The 15,455-nt window shown below is 59.7% G+C and carries 17 protein-coding genes and 1 tRNA gene; 7 read left to right on the top strand and 11 right to left on the bottom strand.

All coding sequences use genetic code 11. From position 1 onward, the window contains the following. Positions 1-30: 30 nt before the first annotated feature. Positions 31-372 (top strand): hypothetical protein, encoded by a 342-nt coding sequence (locus WJU23_RS06875; RefSeq protein ID WP_346331804.1) that lies wholly within the window; start codon positions 31-33, stop codon positions 370-372. Between the two features lie 15 nt (positions 373-387). Beyond that, positions 388-1,182 (top strand): hypothetical protein, encoded by a 795-nt coding sequence (locus tag WJU23_RS06880; protein WP_346331805.1) that lies wholly within the window; start codon positions 388-390, stop codon positions 1,180-1,182. Between the two features lie 12 nt (positions 1,183-1,194). On the opposite strand, the gene WJU23_RS06885 is transcribed toward WJU23_RS06880, so the two are convergent. From WJU23_RS06885 to WJU23_RS06895, 3 genes are all read right to left on the bottom strand, one after another. Then, a complete protein-coding gene (locus tag WJU23_RS06885) occupies positions 1,195-2,115 on the bottom strand; it encodes a PfkB family carbohydrate kinase (RefSeq protein ID WP_346331806.1) in 921 nt (306 codons plus the stop codon). Positions 2,116-2,286: 171 nt separating this feature from the next. Beyond that, entirely contained in the window at positions 2,287-3,333 is a 1,047-nt protein-coding gene (locus WJU23_RS06890; RefSeq protein WP_346331807.1) for a hypothetical protein, read from the bottom strand. Positions 3,334-3,444: 111 nt separating this feature from the next. Then, the gene (locus WJU23_RS06895) at positions 3,445-4,293 is read right to left on the bottom strand and encodes a PIG-L family deacetylase (RefSeq protein ID WP_346331808.1); all 849 of its coding nucleotides are present in this window, start codon (positions 4,291-4,293) and stop codon (positions 3,445-3,447) included. 92 nt (positions 4,294-4,385) lie between these two features. On the opposite strand from WJU23_RS06895, the gene WJU23_RS06900 reads away from it, so the two are divergent. Next, the gene (locus tag WJU23_RS06900; protein WP_346331809.1) at positions 4,386-5,075 is read left to right on the top strand and encodes a sigma-70 family RNA polymerase sigma factor; all 690 of its coding nucleotides are present in this window, start codon (positions 4,386-4,388) and stop codon (positions 5,073-5,075) included. On the opposite strand, the gene WJU23_RS06905 is transcribed toward WJU23_RS06900, so the two are convergent. From WJU23_RS06905 to ffh, 4 genes are all read right to left on the bottom strand, one after another. Beyond that, the gene (locus WJU23_RS06905) at positions 5,054-5,914 is read right to left on the bottom strand and encodes an abortive infection family protein (protein ID WP_346331810.1); all 861 of its coding nucleotides are present in this window, start codon (positions 5,912-5,914) and stop codon (positions 5,054-5,056) included. The genes WJU23_RS06900 and WJU23_RS06905 overlap by 22 nt on opposite strands. Before the next feature lie 136 nt (positions 5,915-6,050). Next, positions 6,051-6,125, bottom strand: a tRNA-Glu gene (locus tag WJU23_RS06910). 190 nt (positions 6,126-6,315) lie between these two features. After that, positions 6,316-6,720, bottom strand: a complete 405-nt coding sequence (locus tag WJU23_RS06915) for a VOC family protein (protein ID WP_346331811.1) — start codon at positions 6,718-6,720, stop codon at positions 6,316-6,318. Positions 6,721-6,812: 92 nt separating this feature from the next. Next, entirely contained in the window at positions 6,813-8,246 is a 1,434-nt protein-coding gene (gene ffh, locus WJU23_RS06920) for a signal recognition particle protein (protein WP_346331812.1), read from the bottom strand. Between the two features lie 172 nt (positions 8,247-8,418). Between ffh and WJU23_RS06925 the strand changes: the two genes are divergently transcribed. Continuing rightward, a complete protein-coding gene (locus WJU23_RS06925) occupies positions 8,419-8,910 on the top strand; it encodes a hypothetical protein (protein ID WP_346331813.1) in 492 nt (163 codons plus the stop codon). 36 nt (positions 8,911-8,946) lie between these two features. Here WJU23_RS06925 and WJU23_RS06930 read toward each other — a convergent pair whose 3' ends face one another. Further along, positions 8,947-9,951, bottom strand: a complete 1,005-nt coding sequence (locus WJU23_RS06930) for a hypothetical protein (protein ID WP_346331814.1) — start codon at positions 9,949-9,951, stop codon at positions 8,947-8,949. Positions 9,952-10,112: 161 nt separating this feature from the next. Here WJU23_RS06930 and WJU23_RS06935 point away from each other — a divergent pair, with 161 nt between their 5' ends. The 3 genes from WJU23_RS06935 (at position 10,113) to WJU23_RS06945 (ending at position 12,121) form a co-directional block, all read left to right on the top strand. Then, positions 10,113-10,988, top strand: a complete 876-nt coding sequence (locus tag WJU23_RS06935; protein ID WP_346331815.1) for an ABC transporter permease — start codon at positions 10,113-10,115, stop codon at positions 10,986-10,988. Positions 10,989-11,111: 123 nt separating this feature from the next. Further along, entirely contained in the window at positions 11,112-11,432 is a 321-nt protein-coding gene (locus tag WJU23_RS06940; RefSeq protein WP_346331816.1) for an autorepressor SdpR family transcription factor, read from the top strand. Continuing rightward, the gene (locus WJU23_RS06945; protein WP_346331817.1) at positions 11,429-12,121 is read left to right on the top strand and encodes an SdpI family protein; all 693 of its coding nucleotides are present in this window, start codon (positions 11,429-11,431) and stop codon (positions 12,119-12,121) included. The genes WJU23_RS06940 and WJU23_RS06945 overlap by 4 nt, the downstream gene beginning before the upstream one ends. A gap of 20 nt (positions 12,122-12,141) precedes the next feature. Here the strand turns inward: WJU23_RS06945 and WJU23_RS06950 are convergent, their stop codons facing one another. From WJU23_RS06950 to WJU23_RS06960, 3 genes are all read right to left on the bottom strand, one after another. Continuing rightward, on the bottom strand, positions 12,142-12,501 hold the full coding sequence (locus WJU23_RS06950) for a hypothetical protein (protein WP_346331818.1): 360 nt from the start codon (positions 12,499-12,501) through the stop codon (positions 12,142-12,144). A 64-nt stretch (positions 12,502-12,565) separates the two neighbouring features. Continuing rightward, positions 12,566-14,146 carry a glucose-6-phosphate isomerase gene (locus tag WJU23_RS06955; RefSeq protein ID WP_346331819.1) on the bottom strand — a complete coding sequence of 527 codons (1,581 nt, stop codon included), beginning with the start codon at positions 14,144-14,146 and terminating at the stop codon, positions 12,566-12,568. Positions 14,147-14,248: 102 nt separating this feature from the next. After that, the gene (locus WJU23_RS06960) at positions 14,249-15,451 is read right to left on the bottom strand and encodes an O-antigen ligase family protein (protein WP_346331820.1); all 1,203 of its coding nucleotides are present in this window, start codon (positions 15,449-15,451) and stop codon (positions 14,249-14,251) included. Positions 15,452-15,455 lie beyond the last annotated feature (4 nt).

The following is a 15,455-nucleotide window of genomic DNA, read 5'->3' on the forward strand; positions in this document are numbered from 1 at the left end:
TATTACATAAGAATGGCTCCTGCCAATCTTATGAACTCTACCCTGCGACTGCTGCTGTCTGGCCTCGTTTTATCCAGCCTCCCGGCATGCAATAAAAATGCTGCCGTCAAGCAGGAGAATGCTGAAATCATGCAGCGCGTCGCCGATATTCAGACCCAGATCAGGCAGATCGAAGCCGAAACCGTCGCCTTGAATCCGCTGGGCCAGTACAACATCACCCAGGCCGCGCATCTGGAGGGCTATAAAAGCCAGATCGAAGTCTCCAAGGTCCGCGTCCAGACTCTTCGTGAGGAGCTGGAGGAGACATTACAAGAACTCGACCAGGCCCAGCTTGAATTCAACAGTTACAAGGACAAGCACAGAACGCTGTAAGTTTTATCCCCGAGTATGGACGCTAAAATTATTGGTTACATCGCCGCCCTTTTCATGGCCATTGGCCTGACGTATTTCATTCATGAGTCCGTGTCTGCTGACGCTTCCAACAAAAGCCTGGTGGAAGCCCGGCAGTTCGAGGCCACGCTACAGGACCAGTTGAGGTATCACCTGGCGCAACTGGATGTGCGTAAAGAGGCGGCAGCCCTGATCGCCGCCAACTCACATCTCAAGGAGGAGATGAGCAAACTGCAGGCTGAAATTGACAAGACCCGGCAGGCCGTCACCCAGACCAAAAAGGACTTTGAACGCTATGTGATCAACAAACGGCAGGATACCGTCGGTGCCGAGCTGGGGGATTTGCCGTTATCCAATGGCACCCTGCTCAAGGGCGTCCGCATTCAAAAAATCGAAGGCACTTTCACCACCGTCATCCACTCCCAAGGCATTACCCGGCTGGCCGCCGATCTTCTTCCAGAAAAATTGCAGGACCGCTTCCGTTTCGGCCTTCCCTCTGACAATGTGCCGGCCAGCACGCCCCAGAAGGAATTTCCAGCCGTTGCAGCTGTTGATCCCAAAAGTGTGGCCATCAAAAGCGCACGCAGCAACCTGGAACAATTGCAAAAACAGCTTCCCAACATCCAGGCTGAGTTCTATAAAGCCGAATCGGAAGCCAACGGCGGCAGTTCGCCAACCAAACGGTTCTACGCCAAAAAGCGTGTGGACGAGATCGCCCAGCAGATCGGGGCCATGAAGCGCAGAATCTCTGATGCTGAGGCCCATCTCGCCCAGCTGGAAAACAGCAAATAAACCGTCTTCATATTACTCAGCCACCTGCCCACCTGCCAGGACATGGCGGCCCCCGAGCCCTTCTGCATTTCTCGCAGCCATGCGGCTGGCGAACCCGGCACACTTTTCCAGGGACCACTGCTGCAACCAGCCATGGAGGAAGGCCCCATGAAAAACGTCTCCGCATCCCGTGGTATCCACGAGCGGAGAGGCCGCAAATGCTGGCTGGTGAAAGGCCTCCCCGTCACTGCTGCGGACATGACAGCCACGCACCCCGTCCGTCAGCACAACAAGCTTTGCGGGCGGCGCCAGGAGCTGCTGCATCATCCCCTCCAGGTTGACCGTGCCGCAAAAGCAGCGCGCAAATTCCAGCGACAGGATGCGTATCTCGCTGGCAATTACCAGGTCACGAATCTCCTCACGGTACCGTCCCGCGCCACCATCAAAGGAGACCGCGACTCCAGCTTCCCGGGCCGCCTTTACGGCTTTCCGGGCTGCCTGTTCATGGCGGCCGTTGAGATGTAAAAGACGCGCGTTCCGGATCAGGCTCACCTGCTCCTCATCCAGGTGCAGTTCACCCGCCGTGGACGGCAGATAGTGAATCTGCCTGGCTCCGTCCCCTCCCCGCACTAATATCACTGCCCGCGCCGATCTTGCGCCCGGTACGAGACGCATCCCCTGCGTGGACACACCGGCCATGCCCAGGCCTTGAAGGATGGAGTTTCCCTCAAGGTCATCACCCACATTGTCCATCAGCACCGCTGAATTTCCCAAAGCCGCCATAACACAAAGGGCGGTGGCCACAGGACCACCACCCATTTGTACATACGCCAAGGCTGGCGCGACGATTTCCAGATCACTGAAATCTGCAACCGCCCACAAATCATCCAATGTCGCCGCACCAATCCCCACCACATCCGCTCCAGAAAGAAGAACAGCGGAAGGAAAGGTCACGCAGCGCGGCAAAGATGACCGGAGCGCCGCTTACAGCCCTGCGCCGCCGCTCTTGGCAATGAAGTTCAAGGCCAGTACAGCGACCGATAGAAGGAAAACAACCCAGGCGAGAATCATAAAATGGAATTTGGAAAACTTGGAACGGAATGACGGATGAAACCCTGAATGCCTTTACTGCGGCAGAGTAGGCAGTTGGGAACCAAAGTTATTGGCCCAGGAACCATCCGGGTTTTGAACTTCCCAGGAGGCCTTCACCACAGGCGGGACCATGATTGGCGACTCCGCGCTAGCGGAGACACGGTCGCTGCCAAACATCTGCACAAAGAGCAGCACCGCTGAGAACAGCAGACAGACCACGGAGAGAGGCATCAGGCCTTCTTCCGGATCTTTTTCTTCGTAAAACTGCTGAGAATCCGAAGCGGCTGTCCTTTTGATCGGCGCACTCGGAGGAGCGGAGACGCTCGGACGGGCCATCGGCTGGGTCTGCTGCAGCTTGACCGTGGCCTTGGGCAGTGCACCCGTGCCAGCAGCCAGAGGAGCGGTTCCTGCGCCCGGAGCTCCGGGAGCTCTCGGTGCGCTCACGCCGGGGCGGGCAGGCATCGGTCCAGGTTTGCCCAGAGGAGCTGTGGTCGCTCCCGTTTCCATACGGGGAGCCGCCGGTGCGCCAGGCACTTGCGGGGCGGCTGGCGCTCCAGGTGCCTGGGGTGCCGTCGGACGGGGAGCAGAAGGCGGTACGGGGGCTCCAGGCACACCCGGGGGACGAGGAGCTGCCATCGGGACGGTTGCCGCAGGGGGTGCGCCCAGTGGACGTGCGGGTGGCGGCACTGGCCGTGGCATGGCCGCAGGAGGTGCGCTGGGCGCAGGTGCTGCCACGACAGGAATCGCAGAAGTGGTTTTGCGCGACACGGCCACAGGCGCAGGTGGCAGTTTCACCGGTGCGGTTGCTGATTTTGCAGCAGGCGGCGGCAGGGGCGCGGAAGGAAGCTGGATGGGGGCGGTCGAACGTTTCGGACGCAGATCAGGAGCAGGCAGCCCGGAAGGTGAAGGCAGTCCCGAGGGTGCCGGAGGCACCGGTGAGGTGGCTTCACGCGGCTGGGTGGCCCCCGCTCCGGGGCGCGCGCGCAGGGTAATGCGCACGGTTTCCTTTTTCAGGGGCACCGCAGCAGTCTTCGGGGTGCTGGGCGGCGGCGGGGTCGGCGTGTTTTCGGATTCGCTCATGATGAAAGGAGAAACTGCAAATATTACAGATTTATGTATTTAGCGGGGACGCGCCTTTTGCGTCAATGCCATTTCTTCAGACAGGACGGAAAAGAGCCTTAAATTTGCAAATCAGACGAATTTCTTCAGCCGCTGCGCCACATCCGCCTCCAGCCGCCGCACATAGCCCAGTGTGTATTCCTCCACATCAATCTGGTCATCTTCCACAAGAGGGGTCAGATCCATGGCAAAGGTCAGCAGGCTCGTCTTGTCCGTCGTGTGGGAGTCAAAGTACGTCGCATTGGCATGGCGCAGGCCTTCTTCGGCCAGGTCGTAGCGCTTGCCACCGCTGATCTGGCTGTCAAACACCCCCAGCAGCGGCCGCAGCAGATGCGGATATTTGTCCACCCACAGCATGGCCTTGTCCTCATGGAGCAGCCAGTCCAGCTTCCGCCACACTTCACAACCGTACACTTTTTTGGGTCTCATCTCCACTGGCAGCGCGCGCATCGCCTCCAGGCAGCGCAAAAAAGTGGCCACATGGGTGTCATGCCGGTCGCAGGGATTGTGTACATAGAGCACCTGAGGCTGGCAGTGCTCCAAAATGAACTTCAGATCCTCCAGCACCGGCCCATACTGCTTCAGCTTCAAGTCCTCGCTCGGATAGCCAAGCTGCGCCATGAAACTGTATTCTCCCACAAAGGCCGCCTTGCGCTGCTCCACCAGCCGCACCTTCTGCATCTCCTCATCGGTGTACTCCGCATAGGGCCCTTTGCGCGGGCTGCCGGATCCATCGGTGACCACCACGCCGCCGAACCACTGGTTCGCACTGTGAAAGCACTCCGTGATGCCCTGATAGGCGGCGATTTCCAAATCGTCCTGGTGGGAGACGATGCCCAGGTGCGTCACCCGGCGCAGCGCTGTCCAGGGATCCGTGTGGTCGGGAATAAAAACGTCGTGTTTAGGATGGCGGAAGGTCACCCGCCTCTTAAAGCGCAGACTCCGGCAGGATGCAATGCAGTCCTCACAGACAATTCTGCAACCATTGGCAAGGAGCGTGGTTGATAGCCGTCATGACTGCCGTTAGCGTCATGCGCCTGTTGCCCACCCTAGTCATGCCGGATCCGGAATGGCCCGCCTCCCCTGCCCCCATCGCCGCCCATGGGGCCGCTGAAGATGCATTTTCCGATGACGAGGAAAATGTACGCCTCATGCTGCGCATACGCGATGGCGACGTGGCCGCCTTTGAGCGCCTGGTGGAGCTGCATCAGCACATGGTCATCGGCACCGCCTGCCGCATGCTCGGCAACCAGGAGGATGCCCACGACATCGCCCAGCAGGTTTTTCTGCGCATCTGGAAAAGCGCGCCGAGGTACGAGCCCACGGCCAAGTTCACCACCTGGCTCTTCACCATCCTGCGGAACCTCGTCTTCAATGAGACCCGCCGCCGCTCCCGCCGCAAAGAAGTGCCGCTGGAGCCGGAGGAAGACGACCAGGCCCCCCGCCAGTACGCCGACCACACCGCGCCCGCCGCCGACCAGCTCACCCAGCAGGATGAGCTGGAGCAGGCGCTGGACAAAGCCATCGCCGCGCTGCCGGAAAAACAGCGCCTCGCCGTGGTGCTGCGCCGCCACGAAGAGCTGCCCTACGAGCAGATCTGCGAGATCCTGGACATGTCCCTCCCTGCGGTGAAGAGCCTGCTTTTCAGGGCCAGGACGGAACTGCGAAAACACCTGGCGTCTTATTTGGGCGAGGAGGCTTGAGTGGGAGTGTGGAGGTTCTTCGTGTCCCTTTTAAACCTCCATGTTTCCATGACAAATGAAGCTAAAGTGTGCGCGGCATTCACAGCAAAGCGGGCATGGCGGGGAGAGATTCGATAAGCGCCTTTTTCTCTGCCATGTGCACTACCTGCATGAGTTCTAAACGCGGCTATTCCCTCAACAATGCTGAAGAGACCAGAGAGAATCCGTTTCAAGTCATTGTCGTGCAATTGATCTGGCGATAGACCGATGTGTTTTGCAGTCACACTCCAAAGCGGTGATAGAGTTTTATTTGTTGGCCAAACCAGGGACTCTTCTTCGATGTACGCTTTGCACAGTGACTCCAGCAAACTACAAGCAGCTGTTACAGCAGCAGGCGGGTCTCGCTCCACCGCATTGAGTGCTCTTCCGATCTCAACATCAATCTCGGCGAAATTGCCCTCTCTGATGTGCTCAATCAGTGTTTTGGAAGCAGCTCCGATCCCAGGATCAATGAGCTTGCCTCCCTTGGCGTATGACATGCCATAGTCTGCCAAAAATTGCATCAGACGCGCCTTCTCCTTCGCCTTCTCTTCTTCTGTGTGGAGCTTGCGCGTAAAGTCGCACTCCATGAACTCTTCCAAAATTTTCCCGAGAATGACAATCGTGGCTCCGGGATCACGTTCGTTCTCCTGCAAAAGCCAACGAGTGATTTCACTCTCGCAGTTCGGGTTGCCTTCTGGCGGATCGGTTTTTGCCCCCGCTCCACAAAGTAGAGCATGAATTTCACGGTGACTGTAATAATAGCGCCCCAGGATGTTGCCCACCACTCGGGCCAGCGCGTGAGGAATACCTTGTTGCATTTGAGACAATGCGTGACTCAAAACTCAAAACAAGCTCCAGAACGTAATAAAGATTCAGTGCAGCTAATATAGCTTTGCCAATTTTTTGCTGAGAACTAAAAATTCGCCAGCAAACCTCTCTCTTACAGTAAGAGAGTGGCGACCCCTACGAGAATCGAACTCGTGTCGCATCCGTGAAAGGGATGTGTCCTAACCGCTAGACGAAGGGGTCATGCTCAGTTTGAGCGGGCCGTTATAGTGGCGGAGAATCCCATCCTCGCAAGCAGAAATTTGTCTTTTTCTGAACTTCTTTTTTCCGGCTCTTCAACTCCGCCTTTTCAACCCGGCGACAATGAAACACACTCTTTGTTAGGCGGGTTTCACATTGATCTCATGAATGCTGTGAGCCGGACGGCAGCCGTCTAGCCGTCCGAAGACAGGGGCTGAATGGAACCTCCCATGAGCACGGCTTCGATGCGGTAGCCGTCGGGGTCTATGACGAACGCGGCGAAATAGTCCGGGCCGTATTCCGGATGCAGGCCGGCGCCCCCATTGTCCCTGCCGCCGTGAGCGAGTGCAGCCCGGTGAAAGGACAGGACCTCACTCTGGGAAGAGGCTGTGAAGGCGACATGAAAGCCATCGCCAGGCACTCCGGTATGGGCAGGCCGGTGCTTGAGTGCGAAGAGGTCTTTCCCTTCCTCCAAACCGTAGCCGATGAAGGTCGCATCTGCCCAGACACGCCGGTAACCAAGCGTGGCAAGCACGGCGTCATAGAACGCTGCGGAACGGCCCAAATCGGTAACGGCAAAGGAGAGATGGTGGAGCATGACGGTGCGGTTGAACGGTGTTGTCGGCGTGGATGGTGCCATTACCGCAGGTGCCATGCATCACCGGAGGGGTGCGTTGAAGACACGTACTTCTAGCCGCCCAGACGGAAGCCCTTTCGGGACTTGCCCATCTTGGGCATTTTGCCGCCGGGGAACATGCCTTTGGGAAGCTGCGGCATCCCGCCTGCGCCCATGCCTCCTATGCCACCGCCGCCACCGAAAAGACCGCCGGCCATCTGCGCCATGGCGCCTTTGTTTTTCATGAGGCCGCGCATCATTTCAAACTGCTTCAAGAGCTGGTTGATCTCCACCACGGGCCGTCCGGAGCCTTTGGAAATGCGCTTGCGGCGGCTGCCGTTGATGATGTCCGGCTTGGACCGCTCCTTGGGCGTCATGGAAAGGATGATCGCCTCCACATGCTTCATTTTATTGTCATCCACCCCTGGCATGCCTTTCAGCTTGTTCATACCTGGGATCATGCCCAGCAGGCCTTCCAGCGGCCCAAGCTTTTTCATGAAGCGCAGTTGCTTGAGGAAGTCGGTGAAGTCGAACTTGTTCTCCTCCATGCGGCGCATCATGCCCATGGCCTCTTTTTCATCGATCTCCTCCGCCGCTTTCTCCACCAGGCTCACCACATCGCCCATGCCGAGGATGCGCTGGGCCATGCGGTCCGGGTGGAAGACCTCTAGCTGGTCCACCTTTTCACCCGTGCCGATAAACTTCACCGGACAGCCTGTGACCTGGCGCATGGAAAGCAGCGCACCGCCACGGGCATCGCCGTCCAGCTTGGTCATGACCAGGCCGGTGATGGTCACGGTTTCATGGAAGCGGGATGCCACCGCCACGGCCTGCTGACCGGTGGCCGCATCCGCCACCAGGAGCGTCTCCTGCGGCTGCACGAGGTCGCGGACTTTTTTCAGCTCGCTCAGCAGCGCCTCATCCACTTCCTGGCGACCGGCGGTGTCAAAGATGGCCACGCCGGGCCCCTGCTGCTCAACCCAGGCCAGCGCGGCGCGGGTCGCCCGTACCACATCCGTCTCGCCTGCCGCAGGAATGCAGACTGGCACATTCAATTGCTGCCCCAGCACCTGGAGCTGCGTCACGGCGGCCGGGCGGTAAAGGTCCAGCGCGACCAGCAGCGGGCGCTTGCCCTGCTTCTTGAGCCAGTTGGCCAGCTTGGCGGAAGTGGTGGTCTTCCCTGCTCCGTTCAGACCCACCATCAGGATGCGTGAGGAATGAGCCAGCTCCAGTCCTGCCGCTCCGTCGCCCAGAATTTTGACCAGCTCATCGTGGAAAATTTTGACGATCTGCTGCCCAGGCGTGACCGTCCTCAAGACTTCCTCGCCGAGCGCGCGCGTCTTCACCGCCTCGATCAGGTCCTTGGTGACCTTGAAATCCACGTCAGCCTCCAACAGCGCCATGCGGATCTCACGCATCGCATCGGTCACATTGGATTCGCTGATCTTGCCCAGTCCGCGCAGCTTGCGGAAGGCATCTTCGAGTTTGTCGGTAAGGGCGGAAAACATGGAAAGAATTTAACCTGGATTCATCGGCGCATCCCCCTGCCGTCGCAAGCAGGGATTCAGCCCTGATGTCAACTCCCCTGAATTCGGGATACCTAGACGGCCGCGTGAAAAAGGAGGTTGCCTTGGATCAAAAACGGATATTGATACAATTGGCACTTAATCTCCTATCCATATGAAAACATCTATACTCTGCCTCCTAGCCTCTTTTACTCTCACGGCTTTTGCCGCAGACGGACCCGAAGTGCGCAATGGCGACTTTGAAAAAGGGAAGCAGTTTTGGAGGGGGGACGGCAAGGTGGTCACCCTGCCCAATGGTGGCAAGGCCTGCCAGTTGGAGACCTCCCAACGGTACAGCGATGAACTCACCCAGGAAGTGGACTTCGGTAAAGTTACCGCGGTCGAAGTCACTTGGAAAATGAGAAGCATTGGCTATGAAGGCAACGGGCTCAAGGTCTCCTTCAAACGCCCTTCAGGAGGTTTCACTTTTTTCACCTACAAAACGGAAAACGGCGATTCATGGAAGGAAATGAAGATGACATTTAACCGCTCCACTCGTGATGAAAAACAGGTACTCGCTTTCAGTCCGTATCTGGGCAAAGGCAGCATCCAGATAGACGATGTGAAGATCACCACCGGCAGCGGCGGTTCTCCGAATCTGCAATAAGGCTCCGTTTCTGGCTGCACGTCAGAAGACCGCGCCTTATCGCAGCATCGTCAGCAGTTCCCGCATCCTCAGCTCGATGTTCAGCAGGCTGGCCTGCACCATCGCCAGCCAGCCCAGGTCCGTGCCCGGGTTGGCGTGCTGGATCATCTTGTCCGTGGCATTCAGGGCAGCGGCAAACAAGGGCAGTGACTGCTCCAGATCCACCACCAGGAAATGCCAGTGGGCGTTTTTGGATTCTGAAAACTGCCGCAGGACATGCACCAGGTGCGCCGTCAGGTCCGCCACAGTGGACAGCAGATGCATCACCGCCGGACGGGTCCTCACCTCCTCATTAAAGACCAGCAGGTGCTCAAACCTTCGCAGTTCCTCCGCGAGGGCCTGGGAGCGTTTGGCCGGATTGGGCAGGTTGGACTTGCGCTCGTTTCCAGGATGGGATGAGAACAGGCTTTCTTCCAGACTGGCAAAGGGATCTCCGCTGCTGAGGTCATGCGGCTCAAAGGGGTCCGGCATGCCGGGGGCATGCAGGGCATTCGCCTTGTCCTGGGTGCCGCGCTGGTTCAGCAAAAAGTGCTTCCGGCGCGCCCGTGCCTGGCGCAGCAGCGTGGCCTCCTCCTCCCCGCTCATCTGCCAACGCGGCGCGCTGACCCGCATCTGCAAATGCCAGGACTGGATGAGCACGCGCTGGCTTTGCTGGTTGAACCACTCCAGGAACAGCAGGTTTTTCAGCCCCTGGGGCTCCGGCAGTACAATATCGCCTGAGCTGCGCCGCCGGGGCAGCTTGGCCACCCGGTAGGAGGCGGTCATGACGCCGCTAAAGCCAAACTGCTGCGGGGAGAGCCAGGCCACCTCGTCCATGTCCCCATGCGGCAGCGGATTGTGCAGGTCCACCCGGCAACCGGCGATGTCCCGGAGGAAATTTCCCACCATCTCCACCCGCACCGGCTGCTTGGACCCTGCCACATGCAGCATCCCCGTCACCAGACCAGGCACTTCATTGGAGAGATAACCTCCGAGGAGGGAAGATTCGAGGCAAAGGATCATCAGTTACCAGATAAACTAGAATCAGATGCCCATCCGGGCAAGAGCGATTCATGATGCACAAGGGAGATTTAACAAGGAGCGGCACTTGCCAAGTGCCGGTTGGCTTCACCAGAATCCCTCCGATAGAACTCACCCGCCGCCACAGTTACCTCCCCACTCCCATGTCCGCCCGCTTCTTCTGGCTCAGCCTTGCCAGCATCACTGCCGCTTATCTGCTGTTCTGGTTCCTGCTCATCGCCTCCACAGCCACCTACAGCACGCCGGAGGCCTGGATGTCCACCCTGATGAAGCCGGAGATCCGCTATGCCACCATGCTCAGCCTCATCACCTGCACGGTCGCTGCGGGCTTCGCCCTGCTCATTGCCATCCCCATCGGCTATCTCATGGCCCGCCGTCAGTTTCGCGGCAAGTCCCTGCTGGATGCCGCGCTGGACATCCCCATTGTCCTGCCGCCCATGGTCATCGGCCTCTGCCTGCTCATCTTTTTTCAAACCCAGATCGGCCGGATCATCGAAGGCGGCATCGAAAGAGGCGACTGGATTTATCTTCTGAAAAAGGTGGATGCCCAGGGCAATGACCTCGGTTCGTGGAGGTTCAAGGCCCCCTTCTCCATCCCGGCCACGATGCAGTTCACCTACACCGTGGCGGGTGTCATTCTCGCCCAGTTCGTCGTCGCTGCCGCCTTCGCCATCCGCACGGTTCGCGGCACCTTTGACCACCTTTCCGCCCGGCCTGAGGATGTGGCGCTCACTCTCGGTGCCACGCGCCTCCAGGCCCTGTGGCACATCGCCCTGCCGAGCGCCCGGCGCGGCCTCGTCGCCGCCTTTTGCATCGCCTGGGCCCGCAGCCTGGGGGAGTTTGGCCCCATCCTTGTTTTTGCCGGAGCCACGCGCAACCGCACCGAGGTCCTGCCCACCACCGTCTGGCTGGAGCTGAGCGTGGGCAATCTGGAGTCCGCCGTCGCTGTCAGCCTGGTCATGATCCTCATTGCCATCGCCGTGCTCCTCGTCGTCCGCGCGAGTGGTGAGCGGGTATAGACAGCCCGGAGGCCGCTTCGCCAAATCATTCGCTCCAGTTTAGCGGGATCATTCGATATCCGTCCTTTCTGCTTGCTACATTTCGATATTTGTCGAATCATCAAACAAATTACCTTAGCCTGCATGAACAGCCTTTTCAAAGCACTCAACGATCCCACCCGTCGGCAGATCCTGGAGCTTCTCCGTGTCCAGTCCCTCACTGCGGGCGAGATCGCCGACAGCTGCCAGGTGGGCAAACCGACCGTCTCTCACCACCTGGACATTCTGCGCCAGGCTGAGCTGATCGAGGAAGAGCGGCAGGGGCAGTTCCGCCGCTACCATCTCAACACGAGCGTCGTCGAAGACGTGATGGTCTGGCTCAGCGGCCTCGTCGAAGCCCCGAAACCTGCGGCCAAAAAAGCCGCCGTCGCCCTGAAGAGGCTCAAGCCCCGCACCTCCCCATGAAAACCCAAATCAGCGCCTTCATCCGCCGTGAGTGGCTGCAATTGCTCCTCATCGCCTTCCCTTTGCTGGCTGCGCTCGCTGCCATGCCCTTCGCCGCCGACCGCGTCCCCATGCAGTGGAATCTCCAGGGCCAGGTCAACTGGTATGCCCCCAAGTCCTGGGGCCTGCTCATCCTCCCGCTCACCACCCTGCTCACGATAGCCCTGGTGCTCTTCCTGGAGCGCCGGGACCCCTCCCGCCTGCGCAACGCCGACGGCCAGCTCACCGCCCACGGCAAAGCCACCCGCATGATCCGCCTGGGCATCACCCTGCTGCTGGGGGCCGTTACCCTGGTCCAGATCTCCGCCTCCCTGGGCCATGCGCCGGATGTCAGCCGCTGGGTGGTCACATCCGTGGCGCTGCTCTTTGCCTTCATGGGCAACCTTTTCGGCAAGCTGAAGCCCAACCGCTACGTCGGCATCCGCGTGCCCTGGACGCTGAATTCCGAGCATGTCTGGCGGCAGACGCACCGGGTGGCTGGCAGGGTCTGGAGCACCAGCAGCCTCATCGTGGCCGCCATGTCCTGGCTCCTGCCCCTGCATCTCATCCACACCCGCCTTACCCTGATGTGGCTGTTTTTCCTCATCGTCGTCCCCTTGTTCGTTGCCTGGAATGAAGCCCGCAAGGAACGCCTGTCGCTCATCAAATAGCCGCGTGGTGCCGCAATCCCTCAGCCCCCCCGCTTCAGCAGATGCGGCATCTTGCTCTGGATCTTCTCTTGCTCCTCCAGATGCAGCCGCTCCTCCTTGGACATGGACTCACTCTTTATCCGGTCCTGATAGGAGGCGCCCCAGAGAAAAAAGCCCACGTCGGCCACAAGAAACAACATGGCGACAATGATGCCGTATCGTTTCAAATTCTCATCAATCCGCTTGTTCCGGTTCACGGAGAAATCCTCCGCCCGGCAGAACTTCGACTGATACAGCCGCCGCCACTGCCTGGGTTCCCGCGCCACTACAAACGACCACACAAACAGGGCCGTCAGGATGATGCAGATGATCTGGTAGATTAAGGGGAAGCGCTCGTCCATACACTGGGAGATAACGGGTGCATCCGTTATAACGCCCAGCAATGAACCGCAATAAAGGAAAACTTTATGCCAACATGAAACGGTCCGATGCCGGGCCTTGGGTACCGAGGCTCACCTTCGCCTTGCCATTGGCTGCCAGATGCCCCGCCATGTGCCAGGCATCCTCCGCATCAATCCCCAGCTTTGCCGCAATCTCGTCCGCCGTGGCCCCGTCTCCGGAGCCGGGCAGCGCGCCCAGCACCTGGCCCATCTGCTTCAGGAAATCTGTGGCTGCCTTTTTTCCGGCCTCCACGCCTGGCTGGTGATAGGCATTCACATTCACCAGCGTGGCGTAAAAGCCCACGGCGCGCTCAAACAGGCCCACCAGCATACCCAGGCTGAAGGCATTCACTTCGCCTATGCTCAGCGTGATGGATTCCCGCCCCTTGTCCGCCAGGGCGGTGCGTGTGCCGCGCAGGAAACCCTGCAGGTAATCCCCGCTGGTGTAGCCCGGCTCCACCTCAAAACCGGCGGTGTCCCGTGCCTTCGCCACCTGGATGAAGATGGCAAAAAAATTGTTCACGCCATCGCGAAGCTGCTGCACATAGGCATGCTGGTCCGTGGAACCTTTGTTGCCATACACGGCAATGCCCTGGTTAACCACGGCACCATCCAGATCATGCTCCTTGCCAAGGGATTCCATGACAAGCTGCTGGAGGTATTTGCTGAAAAGCACCAGCCGGTCCTTGTAGGGCAGCACCACCATGTCCTTGGCCCCTTTGCCCTTGCCCGCGCTGTACCACATCAGCGCCATCAGCATGGCCGCATTTTCCTTCGCAGGCCGGGACCGCGTCTCCGCATCCATCGCCGCCGCGCCAGCCAGGAACTGCCGCACATCCACCCCTTGCAGCGCCGCCGCCAGGGTGCCCACCGCGCTCATCACGCTGGTTCGGCCGCCCACCCAGTCCCACATCGGAAAGCGCGCCAGCCAGCCCTGAGCCACCGCCAGCTTGTCCAGCTCGCTGTCCAGGCCCGTCACCGCCACGGCGTGTTTGGCAAAGTCTGCGCCCTGCGCTTCATAGGCCGCCTTGGCCTCCAGCATGCCGTTGCGAGTCTCCTTGGTCCCGCCGGATTTCGAAATCACCAGCGTCAATGTCGTGGTGATCTCCGCGCCGATCTGTGCCACCACGCGGTCCATGCCGTCCGGGTCCGTGTTGTCAAAAAAATCAATCGCCATGGGCGGATTCGCCGGCGTAATCGCCTGCGCCACCAGTTGCGGTCCCAGGGCCGATCCGCCGATGCCCACCACCAGCACCCGCGTGAATTTCTGCCCATTCGCCGCCAGCACCTTGCCCGCATGCACCTCCGCAGCGAAGTTCAGCGTCGCCTCCAGCGTCTCATCAATCTCCGCCTTCAACTCGCCCGTGGGTGCCAGGCTGGAATCCCGCAACCAGTAGTGCCCCACCATGCGCCCCTCGTCCGGATTCGCTATCGCGCCCGCCTCCAGTTCCTTCATCGCCGCGAAGGCCTTTTCAATGGACGCCCCTTGCTGCTCAAAAAGCTCCTCCTCAAAAGCCATCCGGCTGATGTCCATGGAGAAATCAATCTCAGGATAACGGACAAAAAACTTCTGAAACCGGTCCCAGTGGCTGTGTGTGCTGCTCATGCGTCCCTATGGAGCATCTCCCCCGCCAACGCGCAACTGTGATGTGAGGGGGCGGACCATGAAAAGGATGCATGGAGAGGATGAATTCAAACCCATCCTCCTTCATTGACCTGGAGCTTGCGATTTTATAGCAATGCGAAAACGCTGCGGCCAAAGGATGAAAGCCGCCGTGGCCAGGGCCAGGTAGTAGTGCGGCATCTCGATGCGCCCCTGCCCTGCCGGAGTGTAGGCAATGATGGCAAACAGGAGGTATCCCGCCCGCCCGCCCAGCATGATGCTGCGCACCACCAGCGCCCCCAGGGTGCCCACAAACAGCAGCACACCCGGAATGCCCAGCTCCAGCCACAGGGACACGTATTCATTGTGCGGTGCCCAGATCACCCCGGAGACTCCGGTCCCATGGCCGAACAAAGGTTTCTGCATCACGCCTTCCCAGCCATCGGCCAGATCCTTGGCCCGCTCAGGGGACTTCAGCTTTTCAAAGTCCAGTTCATAAATGGCCTGCAGGCGTTCCGAGGTGTTTTTGTCCTTCGTCACCCCCTGCTGGGTCTGGCTTTGCAAAACTGCAAACCCCACCCCCGCCGCCGGAATGGCGATGGCCGCCATGACAATCAAAAACGGCAGATTGCGGCGCGCATTCTGCAGCAGATAGGCCCCGGACATCAGCACCAGGACCACAAAGCCGCTGCGCCCAAAGGTCAGCGCCACGCCCACAAAGGCCACGGCGATGAGGATGCAGTTCACCTTGAAACTCCGGCACAGGGCAAAGCAGATGCCCAGCATCTCACAAAGGAGCACGGGCGGGAAATTCGGATGGTTGTTGAAGCCCGCATACCGTCCCGGAATGGTCGAAAACTTGGCCATCCCCAGCATCTCGGCGATTTCAGAGCCCGTGGTCATGATCATGGCCAGGATGGCGGCCCAACGCACGGCCCGCAGGCCTGGATCCGTGGACAGCACCGTCAAAGTGGCCACGATGACCAGCATCACCCGCAGGTGGTCCATGCCCGCCTGGCCCTGGAAGGAAGTCACCGACCGCGACAGCAGGGCGGCATCAAAAAGCCGCACCGCCGGCAGCAGCAGCACCAGCAGGGCCACTGGCGCAAACCGGATGCCTGCCAGCAGGGGCAGCCCCAGGCAGGAGGCCAGCGCAAACAACGTGAAGATGGACGGCTTCAGAGGCGAAAGGCCCACATTGTAGGAGCCGATGATCACATCTGCCGCCAGCAGGCCGAGGATCGTCCCGCAGACCCAGATGACCATGCGGTGGACCAGCGGCTCCGGCGCAGCGGACAAGGCCGCCATGGGC

It is taken from the genome of Prosthecobacter sp. SYSU 5D2, assembly GCF_039655865.1.
Lineage (GTDB): Bacteria > Verrucomicrobiota > Verrucomicrobiia > Verrucomicrobiales > Verrucomicrobiaceae > Prosthecobacter.